The sequence below is a fragment of the Parapedobacter sp. genome, assembly GCF_035556095.1.
Taxonomy (GTDB): Bacteria; Bacteroidota; Bacteroidia; order Sphingobacteriales; family Sphingobacteriaceae; genus Parapedobacter.
In genome coordinates this window covers 122107-146210 of sequence record NZ_DATMFT010000016.1, presented here as the reverse complement: position 1 = coordinate 146210, position 24104 = coordinate 122107, and the positions used below count along the sequence as shown (strand labels likewise).

Here is a 24104-nt window from a genome sequence, read left to right as displayed (position 1 = left end):
AAAAAATATTTGCATCCTAATCAATCTATTATGTATATATTACATCCTTTAATGGATGCATGCCAGATTAACCAAAGCAATTTATCATAGCCAAATATGCAAGGCAAAAGAAAAAACTTGGTAACGTTTAAAACAACTAAACGTTTTGACTCGTACAATCAACCAGATCAGAGTTTAAACAATTTTTCTATTTCAAGAATAACAAGTTTTATTCCAATTGTATCCGGTTCATTTGTGATTCTCGGAATGATAAGATCATTCGTATATTACGAGAGCTTCGGAGTTTCAATTACAAAATATATCGATTTTGGGGAGATTTTTACATTGTGGTTTTTTGAAACGATATTGAGCCTTATGCCATTTGCTTTCGGCTTGCTAATTTTTCTTCTATTTTATTTATCGACACCCAAATATGACAGCGGGTATAATTACAGACACTCTACACCTTATTTGCTATATTCCGCCACGTTGCTTTATTATATTTTTGGGATACGGAAAAACATTTTTGGAAATTATACCGAAGGGTTACAACATTTCCTTTTAAATTCAATTGGGCATTCAATAGCCTTTTTGTTTTTGCTAATCGGGTTTGTGTTTTTTCTGTTTGGAATGGTTAGTTATTTCAAAACCTTGAATAAGCGGAAAAGAGATGGACAGGAATTGTTTTCTAAAACGAACGGTTCGATGTGTATTATTATGATTACCTGTTGTCTTTATATTTACTTTATTGTCTTGCCTCAAGGCTTAGCTTTAACCTCCAAAAATCCGGATAAGTATACACTAAGATTTGCAGACCGCACTATCTCAACGGATAATAACCTTAGATACTTAAATAGAACAAAAAATTACATTCTTCTTTATGACAAGAGTAATAATCAAACCCATATTTTTAAATCAGAAGATGTACTCGAAATAACAATTGAACCTCATTCTACAATTAAACTTTTCGAAGGCAAGGATATTTGAAACAGGTAATAAGGCATTTCGAGCGCCTAAGCACCTACATAAGTCATGGCCAAATTTACGACAGCGATCCCGAATAAGCTTTTACAAAGCACATTCGGTCTTACTGTCTAACCTACGGTAAATAATTTGTCATGCCTTATGATTGGTGCAAAGTTGCTCTCCATAAAAGCTGCCTTTGTATCCATTACAAGGTTTCATGCTTCAACCACGTAATGAATCCAATCGCTTTTCATAATTTTGCTCGCCTGCGCCATCGCTCGGGCTTCGTTGCTGTCATGATTATTGCTTTAGCCATTACACATCGCCAAGGCGTTGGCAATAATCCCGCCAGCACTCGTGTTCTACGAACATATCGTTCAATCACCTTTCAGGCTTCTTTTGAACGACCGCTCGCTCAACTCGCAGCCGGCGAGCGTGTCACAGACGTATTATTGTATAGCGTTAACCCCGTAGCAAATCATTGTTTTTAGTACATTTGAGCAAGAAAAAGGAGGTAAAAATGACTTAACAAAATGAGACAAGAAATGAGACAAAACTGGAGAAATTTTGGTGTTTTAAGCACAAATCCTGTTATCTCCAAAAAAGAAGTAATTAACAGAACAAACAACTACTCACGATAAGAAAACAACGCAACACACTGATTTACTGCACAGAAACACAGGCACAAAAAAAGCCCTACATTGCTGTAAGGCTTTTTTTTAAGCTCCTGAAGCTGGGCTCGAACCAGCGACCCTCTGATTAACAGTCAGATGCTCTAACCAGCTGAGCTATTCAGGAGTATTGTAGCTGGTATACCCCGTTTTCGGGACTGCAATATTCGGAACTTTCCCCCGAATAAACAAAAAATTTTTCAAAAATAACGCAATTCCTTCGGTTTCAAATTGTACCGGTATCGTCAAGTACATAATCGTACGGATATACCAGCACATCCCAGCTTTGGCCGCCGTCGGCAGTGATGAACAAGCGGTCTGCACCATAGACGATGCCGGTTCGCTCGTCGTGGAAGTCCAATGCCGTACCGGACACCTCCACCCCATGCACAAACGCATCCAGTGTAACCCACGTACGTCCGCCATCGGCACTTTTCGCCACCCCACTTTCCAGCAGGGCGTAGACGACGTCAGCCGACACCGCTTGGCAGGCGAATATCCCGCCACCAACCGTTACCGGCTCGAAGGAGATGCCGCCATCCGCAGAGTGGAAAGCCGACCCTTCGTCATTATAGACCAACAAGCCTTCCGCCGTGATGGATGCAATAGCCAGTTGGCCGGCAACATCCAACATCGCTCCGTCTGTCCAAGTGTGGCCTCCGTTTGCCGTCCGCAACACGTACGCGCGGCTAGCGCTTTCACCCTGCAAACCGTAAAGCAGCCAGCCGTGTTCCGAATCTGCAAAACCGAAAGTCAATGCAACTGCTCCCGCTTTCTCCACCATCAATGTGCTTCCCTGCTGTTCCACGTCTATCCGGTATAGCAACACCCGCCTCTCTACCCCTACTTCCTGCTGGCACAGCACCCAAACGGAGCGGTCTGCCGCGACCAATAGCTGCACGGGGGAAACCGTGCCAGCGGCAATAAAACGTCCGTCTACGATGGCTTCGCCATATGTCGTCCATGTTTTCCCATTGTCCATTGAATACCGCAGTGCGAATGACACGCCGACGGATTGCGCGTATACTATGATACCATCCCCAAAAGCAACAAAGCCATCTGCTATTTGCCATGCGCGAGGTTCAAAATCGAACGATTGGAACCTATCGGCTGTCGAAAATACCCCTCGTTCAGCAATGCCACTGATGCGCTGCCGCCCATCGATGTCGACATGGATAATCCCATCACCTCCGATCAGCATACCTACATCGGGGTTGACGATCGGCTCCATGGGATACAGGTCCAACAATGTATCCTTTCCGTTGCAGCACCACAACAGCACAACAGCGATCAGCATAAACGTTTTTCTGCAAAGACTCATCATAAACTCAACATGGCCCCCACGGTGATGTTAACCGAATTGAAATTAAAGCGGTGGTTCCGGGGTGTGATATAGCCTGATGCCAGGTCATCGTCGATAATATCCTTCCGTACCTTCAATCGGGGGTTGAAGAATTCGTACCCCAATTTCACATACCATTCGCGTATCTGTACCCGTAGTCCCATTTCCTGTGAAAACCCCGTCCCCTTCAAATAACTGTCGGAATAAGTGATATTCGCATCGTCACCGTCGCCCTCCTGCTCTGCATCGTAATTGGCTACCCAATTGAAATCCGCGGCGAGGTACGGAAAAAAGGTAGCCTGCCCCAAATAAAACAGGTCGTAACTCACCTGTCCGCCCAACTTCACAATCAATAATTGCTCGGTTACCCACTCGTCTATCTTATTCGAAAAAAAAGTCACTCCCGCATGGGGTCGCAGCCGGAGCCGCCATTGATCGCCAAATGCAAAAACCGGACCCACCTTTAGGCCCGCGCCCACCGGAAAAATGGAATGCATGGCAGATGCCGTAAACCGCTCCGCCCCGATTTCGGCATCCAAAAAAACAGGGAATTTTTCCTGAGCGGAGAGGCCGGATACCGATAGCATCAATGCCACGCCACCGGCCAGTATGGTTCGGAGCCGTGTCATAACAGCACGCCCGCGAGGACAATGGTGGCCACGGTGAAATAAATAATCAATCCGGTCACATCCACCAAGGTGGACACGAACGGTGCCGAAGAGGAGGCAGGGTCAGCACCAAGCCTACGCAAAAGGAACGGCAGCATGGAGCCCACGAGCGAGCCCCACAGTACCACCCCAAGCAGCGATAGACTGACTACGATGGCCACCAACACCCAATGATCACCGTAGGCATGCGCGAACGCTTGCCATGTACATACACGAAGGAAGCCAAGTCCACCAAGTATCAGTCCCAGCAATAAACCTGAGAGAATCTCCCGCCGCATTACACGCCACCAGTCGGCCAGGGTCACCTCACCCAGAGCCATCGCTTGGATAATCAACGTGGACGCCTGCGACCCGCTGTTCCCGCCACTCGAGAGAATCACCGGCATAAACAGAATAAGCACCGCACTGGCCAATTGGCTTTCGTAATGCTCGAGTACGGTAGCTGTGAGCAGTTGCCCAAGAAAGAGCACGATCAGCCACCCCGCGCGCTTTTTTACCAGATGAGGAATAGATACATCGAGGTAAGGTTCATCCAACGCTTCCGTACCACCGATGCGCTGCATATCTTCCGTATACTCTTCGTTGGCCAGCCAAAGGATGTCGTCTATGGTAACGATACCCAGCATGATTCCCTGCGAATCGACCACCGGAAGTGCCACCCGATTATTCATCCGAAAAACGTTGATGGCCTCCTCCTGCGGGTCGTTCGCATTGAGCGAAATCAGCCGGCTGTCCATGATGTCCCTCACCCTGGTTTCGGGGTCCGCTAGCAGGATATTCCGTATCCGGATATCATCCATCAATTCGCCATTTTTGTCGATGACATAGAGCACATCGATCGTCTCGGAATCCCGCCCATATTTGCGGATATGCTCAAGCACGCGCGTGATGGTCCAGTGCTGTTTTACGGTGATGTAATCCGGCGTCATCAACCGGCCTACGCTATCTTCCGGATAGCCCAACAAAGCCAGTGCTTCCTTGCGCTCAGAAGGGGGCAAAAGAATGATCAATTGCTTCACCACGTCGCCCTTCAAATCACTGAAAAAAGACGTCCGATCATCGGGCGGCATTTCGTTGATCAGCTCCGTTATTTTCGGTACGGAAAGCTTGGTGAAAATCCGCTCTTGCGTGGGGAAATCGAGGATGCCGAATACATGAACGGCCCGGTTGATACTTAGCGTTTCGATAAACTTCGCACCGTACTCCGGCAGCTCATCGATGAGCGCTTCCACGTCCGATATATTGAGTTCGTCTAGATACTCCTTGAGTTGCTCCTCGCTACCTTCTGCCAATAGCATTTCGGTTTGTTCAACCAGCGTATCCAATTCGTCCATGAGCCCTCCTAACTTAAAAACAGTATCCTACATTGGGGAAAGATTTGCTTGCAAAAGTCGGCTTTTTTATGGAAAAGAACGAACAAGTCGGCATTAAAAACCATGTCGGGAAATAGGTTATTTTACCCTGGACCGACTACAAATAAAAGACAAAATGTCAGCAAAACCAAAACATAGGTATCGATCTCGCTACTCGAAAGCCACCGACAAATCTCTTGTCGTGGTAGTGGTCGATAACCGCACACTTGCAGCGAAACCATAGCATCGCGATTACACACCGCTAACCTGCCCCTTGAAAATACCAGCGGATAGGGGCAGCGATTTTCTGGCAACTCGTGCACATCACTTGTACAGCGAACGATGGGGAGTATGAGCGCACACAGAAGAAAATTTCACAACCAAACTCAAAAAGATAGTGTACTTTAGCTCATGATTTTCACCGTTTAAGAGGCGCCTACAAATTTTAAGAAAAGAGGTAATTTTCTGTGATTTTAATCATAAAATATATGGATTATCTCAATTTATTATTAAAATATTATAAATTGTAAATCAGTTATAAATAAAATTTAAGTAAACTTTTAATTCATAAAATAAAATTAAAAGATCATCGATTTACCAAATATATTAGCACCCTCAAATGAATAGCTCTATATATACACATTATAAGTTAGTAATCAGCTGTTTAATATTAATGTTATTATGTTTTAATTTACATTACGCTTTTTCACAGATTTTTAACGATGATCAATACCCGCCAAGTGTAAGGTGGCGGCAAATACAAACAGAAAACTTTCAGTTGATTTACCCTTCGGAATTTGAAGGAGAGGCGCAACAACTCGCCAGCAAGCTTGTGAAAATACGTGAGCGTGTAAGTGCAACCCTCGGCAAGGAACCTCGGAAAATCTCGATCATTCTTCAGAACCAAACGGTAGAATCCAACGGGAATGTGCAGCTCGCACCCCGCCGATCCGAGTTCTATACCACCCCGCCCCAGCAAGGTGATTTTCAAAAATGGCTGGATAATCTTGCCATCCACGAGCTCCGCCACGTTGTACAGTTTGACAAATTGGCAGGATACTTACGTGCTCCTTTTTTTGAACAATTGGCCCTAGCCATTTACGGAGTCACCTTGCCCGCATGGTTTTTTGAGGGTGATGCGGTCATGGCGGAAACCGAATTATCAGCGGCCGGGCGCGGGCGCCTACCCTCGTGGGAGATGCCTTTCCGGGCAAACTTGATTAGCGGCAAAAAATATGGTTACCAGAAAGATTATTTGGGGTCGCTCAGAGATGTCACGCCGGGGTTTTACGAACTCGGTTATTTCATGACCTCCGCCCTCAAAGCGGACTATGGTTCGGGTATCCTCGACAGCCTGATGACCCGCATGGCCAAGGTTCCGATACGCCCTTATAATTTCACCGGTTCGCTTCATAAATTCACCGGCTATGGTACGCGGAAATGGCATGGAAAAGTAACCGGAAATCTCCTCGAGAAATGGCGGGAACAATTGCGGGAAAACGACCCAATTGACTATCCAATTTTACCCCGAAAACAAGCTGGAAAACCGGCTAGCTGGCTGCTGCCGCAAGTGCTGCCGGATGGGCAGATAATTGCCCTATATAGGGGCGTACGCGAGGTGCCAAAAATCGTTATCCTAGACACGTCCGGCAGGCACACAGATGTGGTGAAAACCGGTCGCCAAACCGAACCCCATTTCCACTACGCCGCTGGTAAAATGGTGTGGGATGAGGTGCGGCGACATAGCCGATATGGCAAGCGCACGTACAGCGTCATCAACCTATACGACTTGCATAAAAAGACCTATCGGCAGCTCACGCGGAAGAGCAGATACTTCTCCCCCTCGCTGAGCCCGGACGGCTCACAGGTGGCCGCCGTAGCTGTCGATGAAAGCAATGCGGTGAGCTTGGTGTTGATAGATGCGGAGACTGGAGCGTCGCTCGCACACTTTCCCGCCCCCGGAAACATTCTGCTTCAGACCCCGGCATTCGACCTTATAGGCACCAAGATAGTTGCAACCGGCATATCCGAAAAAGGTGCTGCTATCATTGAATTGGACATCCCAACCGCCATGTATCGCTACCTACTCGGCTGGCAAGCCCAGCAGATTGAGCGGCCGATATATGCCGACGGCCGCATCGTTTTCAAAGCCCATTTCAACGACATCGACAACTTGTATGCGCTGGACCAACAGGGCTTGGTGCACCAGCTGACGAATGCCCGTTTCGGCGCATTCAACCCTTCCGTAGACACCGCGGGCAATCAGCTGTGGTTTAACAATTACCAAGTAAGCGGCTACCAAATCAGTCGACTAAAAATGAACAATTTGTCGATAAGCCATTTTAAGGCCCCTGTAAGCCAAAAACATAATTTAGGGATTATGGATACGGCAGAAACAGAAACATGGCCTTCTATAGCTTATAACGGCGTCAAAAATTTGGTAAACTTCCACAGTTTATCGATAGACAACGGTAATTTCGATAATATCGGTAACATCAAGCCCGGCATTTACTGGCTTTCCGACGACCTACTGAACACCATGCAAATCCGTCTCGGCTACCAATACGACAGCGACATCCGTTCCAGCGTATACTCAGCTTCGGTGGCTTACCAGCGGTTCTTTCCCAAGTTCTCGTTAGCGTATAGTAACCGCGGTCAGCTCGTTGCGGCCCGAATAACCACGGGCAACGCGATAGACACCGTGCAGGTCCACTGGCGGGAAAATGTCGCCACCTTACAAATGGATATCCCGCTTGTTTTTTATCGGCTCAACCATGTGTTCACCACCGGAATCAGTGCGGCAACATCTTACACCGACCGGTATGGATTGAGCGAACCGCAGCTCCAAGAGCAGTTTATCAACGGCGTCCGATTTCCGATGAGCTATCAAGTATATTTCAACCAAAATCAGCGGCAGAGTGCATTGGATCTGGCTCCCCGTTGGGGGCAGAACGTCAGCATCAGCTATCGGCATTTCCCGTTCGATGGCAACCTCAGCGGCGAACACCTCGCATTACGTACAGCGTTCTATTTCCCTGGGCTGTGGACCAACCATTCGTTGCTCGCTCGCTTCAGCTACCAGCGGAGCAGCGGTACCTATCAACTGATCAACGACATCCCGTTGGTAAGCGGCTATGATCGGCTACAGCCGGTGCCGGTAGACAATACGCTGCTGTTCAGTTATCGGTTTCCCATCGCTTACCCCGACTGGGCTATCGGGCCGCTGGCCTATATCAAACGCTTTAAAGGCGGCGTGTTTAGCGACTTCCAGAACGTAGGTACCAGCGCGCCGTTCCAGCCCCGTACGTTCGGTGTTGAGCTCAGGGCAGATATGAATTTACTGCGATTCTACTTGCCGGATTTCGACATCGGCGTTAAACTGGTGTATGCCAATGAGGCGAGCGCCCCGCAGCGGGTCTTTGCTACGTACAGCATCGGGTATCGGTATTGATGAAATAGCGAACGAGCTACTACAATCCCCTGATGGACGGACAACTTTTTTGAAACCCTAACCACAATACCTTTTTTGCAATTCTTCATAAATACAGTTGTCGCGGTAAACAGCGTTCTTATCCAGTCCATTCCTTATCCACATTTCGTTCCATAGGTGTATTGCATAAGAAGTTTCATTAATCGTATCACGCATCGATTTTGACACAAAGTGTGCATAAACCCAATAATTGACGGGACACATAACCTCAGGGGGCTAATACATAATCAAACAGCTAATGCTCAATAACAGCTTTGGTAAGTAGCTTGGGCCCTATATCCCCCCATTTTAGTTCTTCAGGCTTCATGGAAGTATATCAACGCCGATTGACTTGCATTCTGTTATTCTGTTTTTGAATTCTTCCATATTAAAGTACTGCGTAAAAATATGATCATCCTCGCAGATTAGGACGAATTTATCTCCGCGTTTGTCTGCTTCATTGATAATAGTATAGATAGTTTTCCATAAGCCATATGCTCCATTTGGATCCTCAATTGCCTTGACAATTTCCAGTTGAAAACCCTTATGATCGAGAAACTCTGAATGAATACTTTTAAAGCGGTCAATTCTTGATTTCAAATTAATTGCGAAAGCCGGAATCTTTTCGTGTGTATTCATGGGTATAATGTTGAAGAGGGATTACTCATTTTAACAGGCCGTCAATCATTTCTCTTACTATGTCATTTCCGGGAAAGCCTGTAAATTTATCAATGAGCACGCCTTCTTTATCATATAATAGATATGACGGAATACCGTCGAACCCGAAATGTTCCATCATATAAGTCCACTGACTGTCTGTCAGATAATAATGTTCGCTACCAATCCCCTGTATTTTTTCCTCCCATAGCTTTTTGGGTGAAGACCCGTTTGTGAGATACACAAATACAACATCCTCATACCGAAAACCGCCTTTTGTACCCCTGAATTGTTTCATTGCATCCAAACATGGAGCACACCACGTCGCCCAAAGGTCTATAAATACCACCTTATCCTTATAGTTGGAAACAATAGTTTCCATGACATTATCTTCCGGAACAGTCGAGACGTCATTTATAACAGTAGGTGATTTTACTTTGTCCAGTTCAACAACTTGTTGGTTTTTCCGGAGCAGTATTTTTGCGATTTCTCCATTTTCCCAATAATTGGAGATTTGCTCTTTTTGCTTTTCAGTTAGCGGCTTCCCCCGCTCGTTCAGCTGCCGACCATAGGCATTGGCCGCTAAAACATCATAATACGGCCCGTCATCGAATCCGACCAGATCAGCTAAAATAACTTTCACGCTTGCTAACCAAGAAGGAATATCGCTTTCTCCGATCACCGGTAGCCCTAATACTTCATTATGGAGAATTAAGTTCTGAAATTCAGCGAATGTGAACGTTTGTAGGTATTGCGGGTCGCTGAGATTGAAGTCTTTCAAAAAACGAAAATATGACAGATCAATCTTTTGGATCTCAGGCTTACCAACTGTATCCTGAGTTACGTGACGATAATGACGCTTCATCTCTGCTTCGTAATCGAAGACATGTCCCGTATATATGAATAAACGATAATCTTTAGCTATAAACCCTTTAAACTCTTTGGAGAATAATTTATCATTATCTACAAATAATGCCAGTCTTTCAGATACATTACTTTCAACATAACCCAAGAACTCATCCGTACTTTTATCGTAGAGCCGTGGATTTTCCCCATCTGGTCTATCCGGTCTATAATCAATCAATTTGTTTAACACCTGTATGCTCTGTCCCACATCATATAGATTCATGTCAGGCGTAACATCTGCGTATTTAATATTAAGACCTGAATCATAAGCGATATCAATGTGGATGGAGTCTCCATTTATAGATTTGATTATAAGGGACTTGCCCGCGTTTACGCTCGTGTACAAACCGACTAAAGAAGTCTCGGTTTCCACATCAAAGTCCAGTGAGAATCTGCCCGATTGGTCGGCGAGAAAGTTATATCTAACATTTTCTCCTGAAATTGGATGTGGAACAGTAATAGTTAAAACAATGCTATCCCTATTTTGATTATCAGGAGCGATGATTCTTCCTGTTATTTTGGATTTTCCCGCTACGATGGCTGTTCCTCCTGTATTTATCTCTGTCGGCAGGTTACATGACAAAAAGAAAAAAAGGCCACATACGAAAAGAAGTTTTATTTTAAGCATCATTATCTTGATTTAAACCCCGGCAAAATTTAAAAAAATCTGCAGGAGTAAAGTGACTATGTATATATAGTATCAATACAATACAACTCACTAACAAATCGGGAATCACATCGTCCGTCCTGGGGTTGGCCTTCATCATCGATCCACGAACAATCATCATACCGATTTTTCCCTATACAAGCAGTTATCTTAGGCTGAGGATCAGGCGGTTCAACGCCCTCAACACATTTTGCTTGTGGATAGGAAAAGTAATATCCATAGCATCGGGTATCGTTATTGATGAAATTGGCATCCCCCATTTCTTTATCATTGGTATACAGCGCTTCAGATTCTGCGGGTGTCAATTTTTCAGGCATTTATAACCTGTCTAGATCAAGAAATATAATCGTCAATTTTTTGGCTTCGTTGAGGGAATTTGCCCCTCGACAGCTTCAATAACATCCGGTTTTCCGACGACTTTGGTCACTGGTTCTATGCTGATGATCTTTTTTAATAGGAAGACGTTATAGTGGTCAAATTGCAGGGTATTTGGAGTTATGCCTTGTAAAAACGTTGGCTTTTCATTAACTTCAAATGCTTCCCATTCACCTTTAAGTACCCAGAATTTGCCGACATATGATCTGTTATACCAAATAAATACATCGTTTGATACCTTGAGTTCATCCATGTCGATTTGGGGTTCAGGTTCTGCTCCCGAAAATGTATGCCCTATCGAGTGATAAAACTCATTTTGTGATCCGTTCACCACTGAAGATAGGTAGACGTCATTAAACATATAGATGTATGGGTTATTGCCTACGAGGTCTCTGAAATGTAGTGCTATCGGTATCGGGTCTCCATTCCGGAGTTTTTTATCATTTGGCAGCATTTGATAGGAAAAATAATCTTCGGCAGACCCCATGGTGAAGCGCTTAATAGCTTTCCCTTGTGCATCAATGCTATCGGCCGCGGGCGGCAGGCTGGGCACTAGAATATTCTGACCACCCACCAAATATACAAGAAGAGCTTCTTTCTCCACCATCCCTTTACGCTCATATTGGAGCTGGGCGCATGCAGAATCAAGGCGTAGCGTTATCATAACAACAAATAGGTGGCAAATTTTAAAAAAAATGCTCATGTTTATTCAAATTGTTAAATAAATCCCACCAGTTCTGTCTTATCCCCTATAACCAGAATGGGTTTCACCTGCAATACCGCAGTTAACGCTACGAAATTATTTTAATCTGCGTTTAATCAAAAAAGAATCGTACTTTCTTCCCTTCTCAAACACATGCCCTTGACCATTAATCACACCACTAATATGAATATGGAACAATGAGTAGTTAATGTCACCATAATTTAATTCGATTGAAAGCGGCCGAAGCCGCTTGATCTTTTTAATCGTTGATGGCTTTCACGCCGGGCAACTCTTTGCCTTCCATGTATTCCAGTAAGGCACCACCCCCGGTACTTACGTAACTTACATGCTCGGTCATACCGAATTTGCTTACCGCCGCCGCGGAGTCACCTCCGCCGATTAGCGAAAATGCACCCCGCTCGGTCGCCGCCACTACTGCGTCGGCCACCGCCCGGGTACCTTTGGCAAATTTATCCATCTCGAATACGCCCATCGGACCATTCCACAAAATCGTGTTGGAAGCCAAGATTACCTTGGCGAAATGTTCGCCCGACTCCTTACCGATGTCCAGCCCCATCTTATCGGCCGGTATCTGGTCGTTCGGACCGTCGTAAGCCGGCGAATCAGGCGCAAACCTATCGGCAATCTGGCAATCGGTAGGCAACACGAGGTTCACCCCTTTCTTCTTTGCTTTCTTCACCAAGTCGTTTGCCAGGTCGAGCTTGTCCAGCTCTACCAACGACTGGCCGATCTCGCCACCGCGGGCCTTCACGAAAGTGTAGGCCATGCCACCGCCGATGATCAAGTTATCCACTTTATCAAGCAGTGCCTCAATCAATTCGAGTTTATCAGACACCTTCGCCCCGCCCATAATGGCGGTAAACGGGCGCTGCGGGCTGTGCAATACGCGCTCTGCGTTGCCCACCTCGGCCGCCATCAGGTAGCCGAAGTATTTTGCTTTCGGAAAAAACTGTGCAATCAATGCCGTTGAAGCGTGTGCACGATGTGCGGTACCAAATGCGTCATTGACATAAACATCGCCGAGCTTAGCCAGCTTTTCCGCGAAACCGGCATCGCCCTTTTCCTCTTCCTTGTAAAAACGGAGGTTTTCCAAAAGCAGCACTTGGCCCGGCTTGAGCGCTGCGGCCTTGGCATAGGCGTCGTCGCCGATGCAATCGTCTGCAAACTGCACATCGACGCCCAATACACCCGAAAGGTGTGCGACGATGTGTTTCAGCGAGAATTTTTCCGAAGGCCCTTCCTTGGGCCTACCCAAGTGTGACATCAGGATCACCGCACCTCCATCGTTCAGGATTTTCTTGATGGTTGGTGTCGCCCCTTGTATACGGTTATCGTCTGTGATGGCGTAATGCTCATCCAAGGGGACGTTAAAGTCTACCCGTATCAAGGCTTTTTTTCCGGAAAAATCGAAATCGTCTATCGTCTTCATATAATTATGCTAATGATGTGTAAGGGGAACAAAGCTACTATAAGTATTGGAAAATCAAAACACCTCATGGCTATACCGTTGCACTGCGGCCCATGCGTCGCGGTCGAGCCTGGTCTCGATGCCCCGCTCATCGAGCAACTGCAGCAACGTCTCGGTAGCGATGTTGCCGGTCAGCTTGTCTGCAGCCATTGGGCATCCGCCAAAACCCCGCAGGGCGGTGTCGAAACGGGTACATCCGGCGTCAAGTGCGGCAACCAATTTTTCGCGACCGGCCTCCGGCGTGCTGTGTAGGTGGAGACCTAGTTCGATGTTGGGAAACGCACTTCTCAAATACGGATACAATGAGGCAATCACGTCCGGCGTAGAACTCCCTACCGTGTCTGCCAACGCAAAATGCCGGATACCCAGCGCCACCAGCTTTTCGGTGTACTCGGCCAAGATCGTGGCACTCCATGGGTCGCCATACGGGTTTCCGAAGCCCATCGAGAGGTAGACCAGCGGTGTGCGGTTATTGGCGCGGCATATCGCAACGATTTGCTTTACCATATCAAGGGCTTGGGCGACAGTGGTGTTGGCATTGCGCCGTTGGAAGGTCTCGGACACCGAAAAAGGGAACCCCAGTATCTCCACATGGGCATGCCGAACGGCCTCTTCAGCACCACGCACATTGGCAACGATGGCAAGGAGCCCGGTCTTACTCACTTTCTCAGCTAACACGCTATCCAAGAGGTCCAGTACTGCTGCCGTATCCCGCATCTGCGGAATGGCCTTGGGCGATACAAAACTGCCGAAGTCGAGCCGATCAAACCCGACGTCAAGAAGCAGTTTGATATATGCGGCTTTGGTGGCCGTGGGGATAAAACGGTGCATACCCTGCATCGCATCGCGGGGGCATTCGGTAATCGACACCTTGCTGATACCGTAACCGCGTGCTTGTGACCGTGATGCAACCGCCATCGCGTTAATAGATCTCCATGGTAAATGGAAGCCGGGCCTGTATGCCGCGCAATTGCAGCGCCGCTTTTGCTTGCTCGTAATAGCGGTAGTGGTCGCCCAACTCACGCTTGCTGAGCCACGTACTGATACGGTCGGCAGAGCCGCCCAACAGTGCTTCGAACGGGCTTTTGATGGCCGGATAGCTCACGATCCGGTAGGTATCCAAGCCGGCTTTATCTGCAGCTGCGGCAATTGCATCCTCAATGTTGCCCAAGCGGTCTACCAGCCCGTGTTCAACGGCTTGCTGGCCACTCCATACGCGGCCCTGCCCGATGCTATCCACCTGTGCCTTGGATAAGCCGCGGCCATCGGCCACGCGTTGCAGGAATGTATCGTAGATCTGATTGACCTGCATTTGGAGAATTTGCTGTTCATCGGCCGTGAGCGGTCGGTCTACATTTGCTAAAAAATCAGCATATTTACCTGTCTTCACCTCGTCAAAAGTAATACCCAGTTTATCATTATACAGTTCCTGCATGTTCGGGATGAGGCCAAAGACACCAATAGAGCCCGTAATTGTGTTAGGCTCGGCAAAAATCGAATCGGCGGCCGCCGAGATATAATACCCTCCAGATGCAGCTACATCTCCCATGGATACGATGATTGGCTTCTCTTGGCTCAACAACTCCACCTCGCGCCAGATGACGTCGGAAGCCAGCGCGCTACCACCGGGTGAGTTAACGCGGAATACCACGGCCTTCACCTTATCATCGCGGCGCACCTTACGTAGCTCACGCGATATGCGTTCCGAACCGATCATGTCGTCACTACCTTCGCCCGATACAATACTGCCTACCGCATATACCACCGCAACACGATCACGGGCGGAGGCGCTGACCGATGATGTTGTTGGCTTATACTTCAAGATCGACACGGCATTCAGGTCTTTGTCTTGATCTACGTTGAGCGAGTCTTTCAACTCGGCTAGGAGTTCGTCCTTGTATCGTTTACCATCGGCCAGTCCATAGGTCACCGCATCGTCTGCGGTCCTTACCAGATAGCCATTCGCAATGGCGTGCAATGAATCAGCTGTCATGCCGCGACTCTCTCCGATTTGGGCAATGAAATGGTCGTAAATGCTCCCCAGGAAAGAACTGACCTGCTCCCGGTTGGCGTCGCTCATCTTGTCCAATACAAACGGTTCCACCGCACTTTTGAATGTCCCCACTTTCACTACCTGTGCTTCAATGCCCAATTTATCGAGCGTACCTTTCAAAAAAGCGGTCTGTGAGGCAAGCCCCCTAAAGTCTATTGCACCTTCAGGGTTAACGTAAACCCGATCGGCGGTGGAGGCCAAGTAATAGGCGCGTTGGGTATAACCCTCGCTGTAAGCAACAATGAACTTGCCCGAGTCTTTGAAATCGAGCAGAGCATCACGGATTTCCTGCAGGGTGGCAAAGCTGGCGGATACGGAAGAGAGGTCGAGGCATATGCCCTTGATGCGTTCGTCTTCCTTAGCCCCATCTATGCGTTTGAGTATATCATTCAACCCGAAGCTTTTAACGGTAATGAACCCGGGCAGGTCAAGCTCCTCGAACGGATCGGGGATCGTACGTTCCGTGATGTCGTGTTTAAGGTCGATCAGCAACAATGAGTTGGCTGCAACGGTGGTCTCCTTCTCGGCACTCATGGAGCTCACCAGGGCACCGATAACGATTAAACCCACCACAAACAAGAGGATGAACGATATGACGATACCCGTCACGGTAGCGAGTACGTATTTGAAAAATGACTTCATATGCGATTCTATTATAAGCTGTTCAAACTTAGAAAAACTTCACTGTATTGACAAATGGCATCTCCGGCCATGGTAGAGGTTTGACGACGACGCTGCTCATTCGTTACAGCGCTATTTATTTGGATATAAATCGCCGTTTACCTAAGTTTGCCTATCGATCGATATCGCTTTATGCTGGTTACAACGAACGCCTTTTTATTATTGGGTACAAACATGGGCGACAGGGTTGCTCAGTTAAACCGCGCACGAAGCGAAATCGCCAAGGAAATCGGAACCCTATGCAGCACCTCATCAATATACGAAACGGACGCTTGGGGCAATGAAGACCAACCCAATTACCTCAACCAAGTTGTGGAGGTTGCAACCCCATTAGAACCGCTTTTCCTGCTTAAGAAAATCAACGCCATCGAAAAACAGATGGGCCGGGTACGTGTAAACAAATGGGAGTCGCGGCTGATTGACATAGACATCCTATATTATGCCGACAAGGTCATCGACGAGGTAAACCTGCAGATACCCCATCCGCATTTGCCCGACCGCCGATTTGCATTAGCGCCGTTGCAAGAAATCGCGCCGGGATTCGTTCACCCCGTATTGGGGAAAACAACCAACGAGCTGCTGGACGAGACGACCGATCCGCTTGCCGTACGACTTTTTAATCCGGATACATATGAACAACATGAATTTTGAACAAGCCGACTTGGCTTACCTGATGGATCTTTCCAGCGGCAACACGCAGCTCATCCGAGAGATATTGGAACTTTTCATCAAACAGACCCCGCAAGACATAGAACTACTTGCCACCTATATAGCGCAGGAAGATTGGGAAGGCGCCTACAAACAAGCCCATCACATCAAGCCCACCTTAGCGTACGTAGGTGCCAACCAGATGCGCCAGGAATTGCAGGAAATCGAAGACGACGCAAAACACCGTCAGAACGTTGATGCCATTGCTGCCAAACTAGCCGCAATGTTGCCAAGGTTAGCTGTGCTATATGGAGAGCTGAATGCTTATTTGAAAACAATTGGCTAATGGGGCCGCCGTGCTCACCGTACCCGCCCGAAATGGGCGTAAGAAAACAGAAAATAAAGTACCAACACCAACGGGGCGGCAGCAAACTTCAACACGGCAACCAAGGATGCGCTTACCAGTAAGAAAGCGAATTTCCAGCCGTTTTCGCGCCACGACAGCGAGTTGAGCTTCAACGAAAAAAGCCGGACGTTGCTTACCAGCAACAAGGATGTCACAACGACGCTGCCCAACAAAAAGACCGGATGATACACAACAGCTCCGTATGTACCTGCTATGAAAGGGAGCGAAATCACATAAAACGCATTCATCGGTGTATTGAGGCCGACAAAATCGGTCGACTGCCGATCGTCAATATTGAATTTAGCCAGTCGGAGCGCCGAAAAAACGGTTACCAAAAACCCGGCGTAAGGCACGTAGGCGTTGTCAGGCCAAGCCACTCCAAGCATACTATAGAGTACAGCCCCCGGGAGTAAACCAAAACTTATTACATCGGCCAGTGAATCCAGCTCCTTGCCAATGGGCGATTTCACATCCAATGCACGCGCAGCCAATCCATCGAAGAAGTCAAAGATTCCCGATGCAAGTACACAATAAGCAGCGATATCAAGTTGGCCCGCGAAAGCAAAGGTTACCCCAATGCAACCACTGAATAGGTTCAGGCAGGTTATAAAATTGGGTATATGCGTTTTCATAAAATATGGCTGTAGCATGGCCATGCTACAGCCATTATTAATGATTAACCATTCATGCTGATGAGGAACTCTTCATTCGACTTCGTTCCGCGCATCTGTGACAACAGGAATTCCATGGCTTCCATCGAATTCATATCGGCTAGATGGTTGCGCAGTACCCATATCCGCTGTAGTGTCTCCCGATCGTTCAGTAGGTCGTCCCTACGCGTGCTCGACGCAATGAGGTCGATTGCCGGGAATACCCGTTTGTTGGAGAGCTTCCGATCGAGCTGCAGCTCCATGTTACCCGTTCCTTTGAATTCTTCGAAGATAACCTCGTCCATCTTAGAACCGGTATCAATCAGTGCCGTCGCCAATATCGTCAACGAACCGCCGTGTTCAATATTACGTGCCGCACCGAAGAAACGTTTTGGTTTATGGAGCGCGTTGGCATCCACACCGCCTGAGAGGATCTTGCCCGATGCTGGAGCCACGGTATTGTATGCCCTGGCCAATCTCGTGATTGAATCCAGCAAGATAACCACATCATGTCCGCACTCTACCATGCGTTTTGCCTTTTCCAATACGATATTTGCGATTTTCACGTGCCTATCGGCCGGCTCGTCGAAGGTAGAGGATACGACTTCGGCACGTACACTCCGAGCCATATCCGTCACCTCTTCCGGACGTTCGTCAATGAGCAGAATAATCAGATATACCTCAGGGTGGTTCTTTGCAATAGCGTTAGCCACGTCCTTAAGCAACATGGTCTTACCCGTTTTGGGTTGCGCCACGATAAGTCCACGTTGTCCCTTGCCGATGGGTGTGAAAAGATCCATGATCCGTGTGGAATAATTCCCCGGCCCGGTAAAAAGTTTCAGCCGTTCGGTTGGAAACAGCGGTGTCAGGAAATCAAATGGTACCCGGTCACGCACCTCTGCAGGGTTTTGGCCATTGATGGCTTCTACACGAACCAGCGGGAAATACTTCTCGCCTTCTTTGGGTGGCCGGATGCTCCCACGCACGGTATCACCAGTTTTGAGACCAAAAAGTTTAATTTGCGATTGGGAAACGTAGATATCATCCGGGGAAGTGAGGTAATTATAGTCTGATGACCGGAGGAAACCATACCCGTCGGGCATAATTTCCAACACCCCTTCGTTGACAATTACATTGTCGAAGTCGAGGTTTCCCGTGGGACCTTCCATCTTGCTGCCATTGGCAGGTTTCGGCGCAGGGGCCTCCGGTCGGCTCTCAACCGGTGCCGACGGCTCCCGGCTATCACCCGAAAATTCGTCACGGGTGTTGCGCACACTGATCGGCTCGGCCGATTTCACGGTACGTGTACGTTTCCGTGGGCGCTCACCAACGGCATCGCTGGTATCTTCCGGAGCCGCTTCAGCTTCCGATGCCGCATTTCTGGCTTCCTCTTCACCTGTCTCAACAATCTTGGTCACCAACTCATGCTTCCGAAGTTTTTCCACATCGGCGATACCGATCAGCTTCGCTATTTCACGCAACTCAGACACGAGTTTCGCGTTCAGTTCATTAATATTCATTCAACTAAAAAATATAAATAATATTTGGATTTGCTGTTATATAAAGACATTCATCCACCTCGTTCAGCCGTCCATTTCAAACAGTAGTGATTCAGCATTTAATCTTCAGAAATCAAAGAGTTTTCGACGAAGTATCTAGGATAAACTTTGAGAATACTGCGCAAAGTAAAGTATTCCATTTGGATTTTCAAAGAAATAATAAAAAAATAACGCGTACTCCCCCAAATCCACCAAAAGTCAAGCCTGAAATCCCCAACTTATTATTCACCGCAAAAGCAAAAATAACACACTGTATATCAATTAGGTAAAACGATTTATTACTACTACCAATGGAAAAGTCCCGAAAAAGTTTGAATAATTGGTACGAAAACCCCTAAGTTAGGCGAAATTTTCGGCAAACCTTATACAAAAAAGATGACGAATACATCAAATAAAAGCTACGCGTCAGCGCTGTATTCGCTGACCATGGTGTTTTTCTTTTGGGGATTTCTGGCGGGCGCCAACGGCGTGTTCATTCCGTTCTGCAAATCCCATTTCGACCTTACACAATTTGAATCCCAGCTCATAGACTCCGCGTTTTACGGCGCCTATTACATCGGGTCCTTATTATTATATCTCTATTCGAGCGGCGTAGGATATGACTTCCTCAATCGGATTGGTTACAAAAAAGGCATCATCTACGGATTGCTCATCTCGGTGGTGGGTGCGTTATGTATGATTCCGGCGGTGGTAAGTTCGGAATACGTATTTATACTCATGGCATTTTTCGTCATTGCGCTCGGGTTTTCTTTGCAGCAGACGGCGGCTAATCCGTTTGCCGTCGCATTGGGCGACCCCGCCACGGGCGCACACCGGCTTAGCCTCGCTGGCGGTGTCAACTCATTCGGCACTACCATTGGCCCAATCATTATCACGCTGATTTTATTCGGCACGGTCGTGGCTACTCCTGAGCAGGTTGCTAATGCGCCTATCAGTTCCATAAACATCCTATATATCATTCTGGCTGGCGTATTCTTATTGGTGGCCGGTTTCTTTGCTATTCGTAAAATGCCGCGCGTCACCTCAGACGAGGAGCCGGAACGCAGCAATAAACTCACCAAGGCACTCGTTGCCATCACGCTAGCTATATTGGCGCTCATTGTCATTGGGTTCGTCCTTCCCGAACGGTTCGGGCATGAGGGTACATTGGCATTGCTCGTCATTGCACTGCTCGCCGTGGTAACCATCTTATTCTTATCCAACAGCTCGGCCCAGAAAAATGGTGATGGCTGGGGCGCAATGAAGTATCCGCAGCTCACCTTGGGCATGCTCGCCATTTTTGTATATGTGGGGGTCGAAGTAACCATACAGAGTAATCTCGGCGCGTTATTGAAAACCCCCGAGTTCGGTGGTCACGACGAATCGCAGATCTCGCACTTTATTTCCCTGTATTGGGGGAGCCTGATGATCGGTCGTTGGATGGGGGCCGTTACGGTGTTCAAGATGAGCAAGCGCATGCGGCTCATTTTGAGCGTTTTGGTACCTTACATTGCATTCGGTGTTATCTTGCTCGTAAACTGGGTAAGTGGGCGCGATGTATCCGATCTGTATATATATGCTATTTGCATTGCCGTAATGATCGGCGCCAATTTCTGGGCCCAAGCCAAACCGGCAAAATTGCTGATGGCTTTGGGTATTCTTGGTGTCATGGCCATGCTCATCGGTCTGTACACCGAGGGCGAGGTCGGTATCTTTGCATTTATCAGCGGCGGACTGGTTTGTTCCATCATGTGGCCAAGCATCTTTGCATTGAGCATTACCGGACTCGGGAAATATACCAGCCAAGGATCTGCCCTACTGATTATGATGATCTTGGGCGGTGCTATTATCCCGCCGTTGCAGGGGAGTATAGCGGATGTATTGCATGACATCCACCTCTCGTATTGGGTTCCGGTGGCCTGCTTTGCCTACCTGGCATTTTTTGCATGGAAGGTATCAGATATCTTGAAAAAACAGGGACACGACATTGAAAGCATCAATACCGAAGGTGGACATTAGGCCGATGTGCCCCCGAGTTTTACTGTTTTTTGAAATAACAAAGTCTATAATGTTATTATTCTCGGGGAAAACCGTATTTTCGGCGCATAATTGGATGAATATCATTAAACTGAAAAAAAACCAACAAAACTAATACCCAACAAATGATTATAATTGCAGACGGAGGATCGACCAAAACCAATTGGTGCTTGCTGGACAACGCTGGGAAAAAAGTGTATTTCAACACCGAAGGTTACAACCCTTATTTCGTGGACAGCGAATACATCGTAAACTCACTTAAAAAGGGACTGCCCAAGGATTTACCATACAACGAGGTCGCCGAAGTGAATTATTATGGTGCGGGTGTGCACAATGAAGAAAAGGCTACTATCGTGATCGAAGCCCTCAGACAGGTATTTGCCAACTCGAAGGTGTTCGTAGGGCACGATTTACTAGCTGCTGCACGGGCATTGCTGGGTAACCAACCGGGCTTCGCCGCAATTCTTGGCACCGGTACCAACACGTGTATTTACGATGGCGAGGACATCGCACATAACATCGATTCTGCGGCCTATATCTTAGGCGACGAAGGCAGTGGTTGTTATATCGGCAAAAAACTACTGACCGATTATATCCGCGGCTATATGCCCGAAGACGTAAGGGAGATATTCTGGGACACCTACAAGCTGACGCCTGATGACGTGATGGACGCGGTATACACCAAACCGCTCGCCAACCGATTCTGTGCCAGTTTCAGCAAGTTCGTATACGACGTGTCTGTCAATATCAATTATTCCCGCGGCATCGTGCAAACAGCTTTCGACGACTTTTTCCGTAACCTGGTATCCCGCTATCCGGACTACCAAAATTACACGTTTAATTGCATCGGATCCGTTGGTTACAATTTCAGAAATGTGTTGGAAGAAACGGCTAGCCAGTACGGCATGAAGGTCGGCCGTATCGTCCGGTCACCAATAGACGATCTTGTACAATACCACATTAATAAATCTGCTTAGCAATAACGTGGACGGCGGCTTAAAATAGGCCGCCTAATCCGCCGAGCATGTCTTTCGCCGCTCCCTGCATTTCGGTTTGGCTCACGTTCTCGGCCTGCTTCATGGCATTGTTGACGGCCACGGCTAGCACCTCTTCCAATTCTTCCTTGTCTGCATTGGCAAGAAACACCGGATCGATACTGACATCCGTCACTTCCCTGTTGGCCGTTGCGGTTACCTTGATGGCACCGCCTTCGGCCTCTCCAGTTACCAAGATATGATCAAGCCGTTTCTTTATTTCTTCGGCCTTTTGTTGGGCCGCCATTAATTTATCAAACATAGCTCACGCACTTATTTTAATACTCGCTAATGTACGGAATCCGGCACAAAAATAGAAACGCGTTTGAGCTTGGCCAACTATCGCCGATGACCAGCCATAATAACGGCAATCACCAACGAAATAACCGATCCGATTACCGCCGTCGAAAAAGCGGATACAAACAGGTAATTGGATAACGTATACCGTTGCATGGCCAATGAAGGATTCATTCCCTTTACTTCAATGGCATGACGTGCCATGTTGCCCAAAAATGCCGGATTGACGAATGAACAGAAAAAATACCATACCACGGGACACAATAGGGTAACCACAACGGTAATGGCCATCCCTTTCAAAAATGCCGTCCGGAAACGCATACCCCGCCATGGTGTTTTTTCACCGGCACGAATGCCCCAATACATGATGGCGACCGATGGAACCGCAAAAAAATACGAAAGGTATTCGTGGTATTTGATGTGGCGGCCGTGGAGGCCCAACGCCGCCTCGGCCACGGCCCAAAGGAAGATGGCTAACGCAAAAAGTAACCCGTAGCGAATAGCGTTCCACATAACGTTGCTTTTATGGCCTATCCATCTTACCACGTACCCGCAGGTACACCACGCTGTTGTGCGGTAGTCCCAAGGTCGATGCTGGCGTAATGTCTAGCAAATTCTGAAGATATACATCCATGATACCCTCAAGCACACGGCGCCTCGATTCCACAAATTCAGGCATCACGAAAAACTTGCCCAAGCGCAATTTGCCATCCGGCCCCACCAAAACGGAAAAAGTATGGTAAAAATCCTTATAGGCCCGATGGATGGTGATGTCGTATTCCGGATAAAGATACGCGTAGGCCGACGATTGGCTTATCAGTTGAAGGGAGTCATACTGCCGCCGTTCGATTTCCAGTATCTCACTTTTACTGGCCAGCTTAGGATAGTTTTTGGACGAATAGGAACTATCCACGTTATCGAGGTTACGGTTTGCCCGCCGCACCATCTCCTGCACAAACAACGTATCCTGCCGGCGTGGCTCCCGCAGCTTTATCAACGACTGGCCCAATCCATTGAGATAATCCTTGGCATAAAAACGCATATAGACGTTCGAACGCATTTTATTCACCCGTAGCCCATCCAAGCTTAGCCGCTGCAGCATCAGGCTGTCGCGGTTAAGGTCGATAACCTTCCAACTCTCGCGTGCAAAGTGGAAAAAGGAATCATGATCATGCGTAATTTCGAAATTGAATGATGAATCACTTCCCGGCACATAAATCTGGATAGCGTCCTCGCGGGTAAACTTGACATGCCATTCGGCTTCCTGCACAAAGCCTATTGAATCATACGCTAACCCATTGTCAAACGAACGTCTTACCTCATAAAAATCAACACCTACAATCGGCTCAAAAGACGGTCGCCGCGGATCATTGGCCTCATCATTGGCCGTACGCCCGCACCCCAATAAATAACAACCGAAAACAATGAGAAGCGCACGACCCGCCTGCGCAGTGATATTACCTTTGATTCGCATGGGTTGCTAACCTAAGACAATTGCACATAAAATGCAATAAAT

21 protein-coding genes and 1 tRNA gene are annotated in these 24104 nt (G+C 47.6%); 6 read left to right on the top strand and 16 right to left on the bottom strand.

Annotated features, from left to right (window positions below; translation table 11 throughout):
• The first annotated feature begins 96 nt into the window (after window positions 1-96).
• Window positions 97-966, top strand: coding sequence for a hypothetical protein (locus tag VNQ80_RS07730; RefSeq protein ID WP_325637145.1), 870 nt, complete (start codon window positions 97-99; stop codon window positions 964-966).
• Between the two features lie 703 nt (window positions 967-1669).
• Here the strand turns inward: VNQ80_RS07730 and VNQ80_RS07725 are convergent.
• The 4 genes from VNQ80_RS07725 to mgtE all read right to left on the bottom strand — a co-directional run bounded on the left by VNQ80_RS07725 (window position 1670) and on the right by mgtE (window position 4960).
• Window positions 1670-1743: transfer RNA gene (locus VNQ80_RS07725), tRNA-Asn, on the bottom strand.
• Window positions 1744-1842: 99 nt separating this feature from the next.
• Window positions 1843-2913, bottom strand: coding sequence for a sialidase family protein (locus VNQ80_RS07720; RefSeq protein WP_325637142.1), 1071 nt, complete (start codon window positions 2911-2913; stop codon window positions 1843-1845).
• A 23-nt stretch (window positions 2914-2936) separates the two neighbouring features.
• Window positions 2937-3587 (bottom strand): hypothetical protein, encoded by a 651-nt coding sequence (locus VNQ80_RS07715; protein ID WP_325637140.1) that lies wholly within the window; start codon window positions 3585-3587, stop codon window positions 2937-2939.
• Window positions 3584-4960: a magnesium transporter gene (gene mgtE / locus VNQ80_RS07710; RefSeq protein ID WP_325637138.1), complete on the bottom strand. Its 1377-nt coding sequence runs from the start codon at window positions 4958-4960 to the stop codon at window positions 3584-3586. Before mgtE ends, VNQ80_RS07715 begins: the two co-directional genes overlap by 4 nt.
• 796 nt (window positions 4961-5756) lie before the next feature.
• On the opposite strand from mgtE, the gene VNQ80_RS07705 reads away from it, so the two are divergent.
• Window positions 5757-8429: a hypothetical protein gene (locus VNQ80_RS07705; RefSeq protein ID WP_325637136.1), complete on the top strand. Its 2673-nt coding sequence runs from the start codon at window positions 5757-5759 to the stop codon at window positions 8427-8429.
• Between the two features lie 57 nt (window positions 8430-8486).
• Here the strand turns inward: VNQ80_RS07705 and VNQ80_RS20945 are convergent, their stop codons facing one another.
• The 7 genes from VNQ80_RS20945 to sppA all read right to left on the bottom strand — a co-directional run bounded on the left by VNQ80_RS20945 (window position 8487) and on the right by sppA (window position 15939).
• Window positions 8487-8672: a hypothetical protein gene (locus VNQ80_RS20945; RefSeq protein WP_414692987.1), complete on the bottom strand. Its 186-nt coding sequence runs from the start codon at window positions 8670-8672 to the stop codon at window positions 8487-8489.
• A 99-nt stretch (window positions 8673-8771) separates the two neighbouring features.
• Window positions 8772-9086 (bottom strand): hypothetical protein, encoded by a 315-nt coding sequence (locus VNQ80_RS07700; protein WP_325637134.1) that lies wholly within the window; start codon window positions 9084-9086, stop codon window positions 8772-8774.
• Window positions 9087-9111: 25 nt separating this feature from the next.
• Window positions 9112-10641, bottom strand: coding sequence for a TlpA family protein disulfide reductase (locus tag VNQ80_RS07695; RefSeq protein WP_325637132.1), 1530 nt, complete (start codon window positions 10639-10641; stop codon window positions 9112-9114).
• Window positions 10642-11026: 385 nt separating this feature from the next.
• Window positions 11027-11755 (bottom strand): hypothetical protein, encoded by a 729-nt coding sequence (locus VNQ80_RS07690; protein WP_325637130.1) that lies wholly within the window; start codon window positions 11753-11755, stop codon window positions 11027-11029.
• Between the two features lie 259 nt (window positions 11756-12014).
• Window positions 12015-13205: a phosphoglycerate kinase gene (locus VNQ80_RS07685; RefSeq protein ID WP_325637128.1), complete on the bottom strand. Its 1191-nt coding sequence runs from the start codon at window positions 13203-13205 to the stop codon at window positions 12015-12017.
• Window positions 13206-13259: 54 nt separating this feature from the next.
• Complete coding sequence (locus tag VNQ80_RS07680; protein WP_325637126.1) at window positions 13260-14162, bottom strand: hydroxymethylglutaryl-CoA lyase; 903 nt, start codon at window positions 14160-14162, stop codon at window positions 13260-13262.
• A gap of 4 nt (window positions 14163-14166) precedes the next feature.
• Entirely contained in the window at window positions 14167-15939 is a 1773-nt protein-coding gene (gene sppA / locus VNQ80_RS07675) for a signal peptide peptidase SppA (RefSeq protein ID WP_325637124.1), read from the bottom strand.
• Window positions 15940-16110: 171 nt separating this feature from the next.
• Between sppA and folK the strand changes: the two genes are divergently transcribed.
• Both folK and VNQ80_RS07665 read left to right on the top strand, forming a co-directional pair.
• Complete coding sequence (gene folK, locus VNQ80_RS07670) at window positions 16111-16629, top strand: 2-amino-4-hydroxy-6-hydroxymethyldihydropteridine diphosphokinase (RefSeq protein ID WP_325637122.1); 519 nt, start codon at window positions 16111-16113, stop codon at window positions 16627-16629.
• Window positions 16610-16972: an Hpt domain-containing protein gene (locus VNQ80_RS07665; RefSeq protein ID WP_325637120.1), complete on the top strand. Its 363-nt coding sequence runs from the start codon at window positions 16610-16612 to the stop codon at window positions 16970-16972. Before folK ends, VNQ80_RS07665 begins: the two co-directional genes overlap by 20 nt.
• Window positions 16973-16986: 14 nt before the next feature.
• Here VNQ80_RS07665 and pssA read toward each other — a convergent pair whose 3' ends face one another.
• Together pssA and rho are read right to left on the bottom strand one after the other, a co-directional pair.
• Window positions 16987-17664: a CDP-diacylglycerol--serine O-phosphatidyltransferase gene (gene pssA / locus VNQ80_RS07660; RefSeq protein ID WP_325637118.1), complete on the bottom strand. Its 678-nt coding sequence runs from the start codon at window positions 17662-17664 to the stop codon at window positions 16987-16989.
• A gap of 44 nt (window positions 17665-17708) precedes the next feature.
• Entirely contained in the window at window positions 17709-19202 is a 1494-nt protein-coding gene (gene rho / locus VNQ80_RS07655; protein ID WP_325637116.1) for a transcription termination factor Rho, read from the bottom strand.
• Window positions 19203-19616: 414 nt separating this feature from the next.
• On the opposite strand from rho, the gene VNQ80_RS07650 reads away from it, so the two are divergent.
• Complete coding sequence (locus VNQ80_RS07650; RefSeq protein ID WP_325637115.1) at window positions 19617-21239, top strand: MFS transporter; 1623 nt, start codon at window positions 19617-19619, stop codon at window positions 21237-21239.
• 143 nt (window positions 21240-21382) lie between these two features.
• Window positions 21383-22234 carry an N-acetylglucosamine kinase gene (locus VNQ80_RS07645; RefSeq protein WP_325637114.1) on the top strand — a complete coding sequence of 284 codons (852 nt, stop codon included), beginning with the start codon at window positions 21383-21385 and terminating at the stop codon, window positions 22232-22234.
• Between the two features lie 19 nt (window positions 22235-22253).
• On the opposite strand, the gene VNQ80_RS07640 is transcribed toward VNQ80_RS07645, so the two are convergent.
• The 3 genes from VNQ80_RS07640 to VNQ80_RS07630 form a co-directional block, all read right to left on the bottom strand.
• Window positions 22254-22553 carry a YbaB/EbfC family nucleoid-associated protein gene (locus VNQ80_RS07640; protein ID WP_325637112.1) on the bottom strand — a complete coding sequence of 100 codons (300 nt, stop codon included), beginning with the start codon at window positions 22551-22553 and terminating at the stop codon, window positions 22254-22256.
• Between the two features lie 77 nt (window positions 22554-22630).
• Window positions 22631-23101: a DUF4199 domain-containing protein gene (locus tag VNQ80_RS07635; protein ID WP_325637110.1), complete on the bottom strand. Its 471-nt coding sequence runs from the start codon at window positions 23099-23101 to the stop codon at window positions 22631-22633.
• A 10-nt stretch (window positions 23102-23111) separates the two neighbouring features.
• Window positions 23112-24062, bottom strand: coding sequence for a hypothetical protein (locus VNQ80_RS07630; protein ID WP_325637108.1), 951 nt, complete (start codon window positions 24060-24062; stop codon window positions 23112-23114).
• Window positions 24063-24104: the final 42 nt, after the last annotated feature.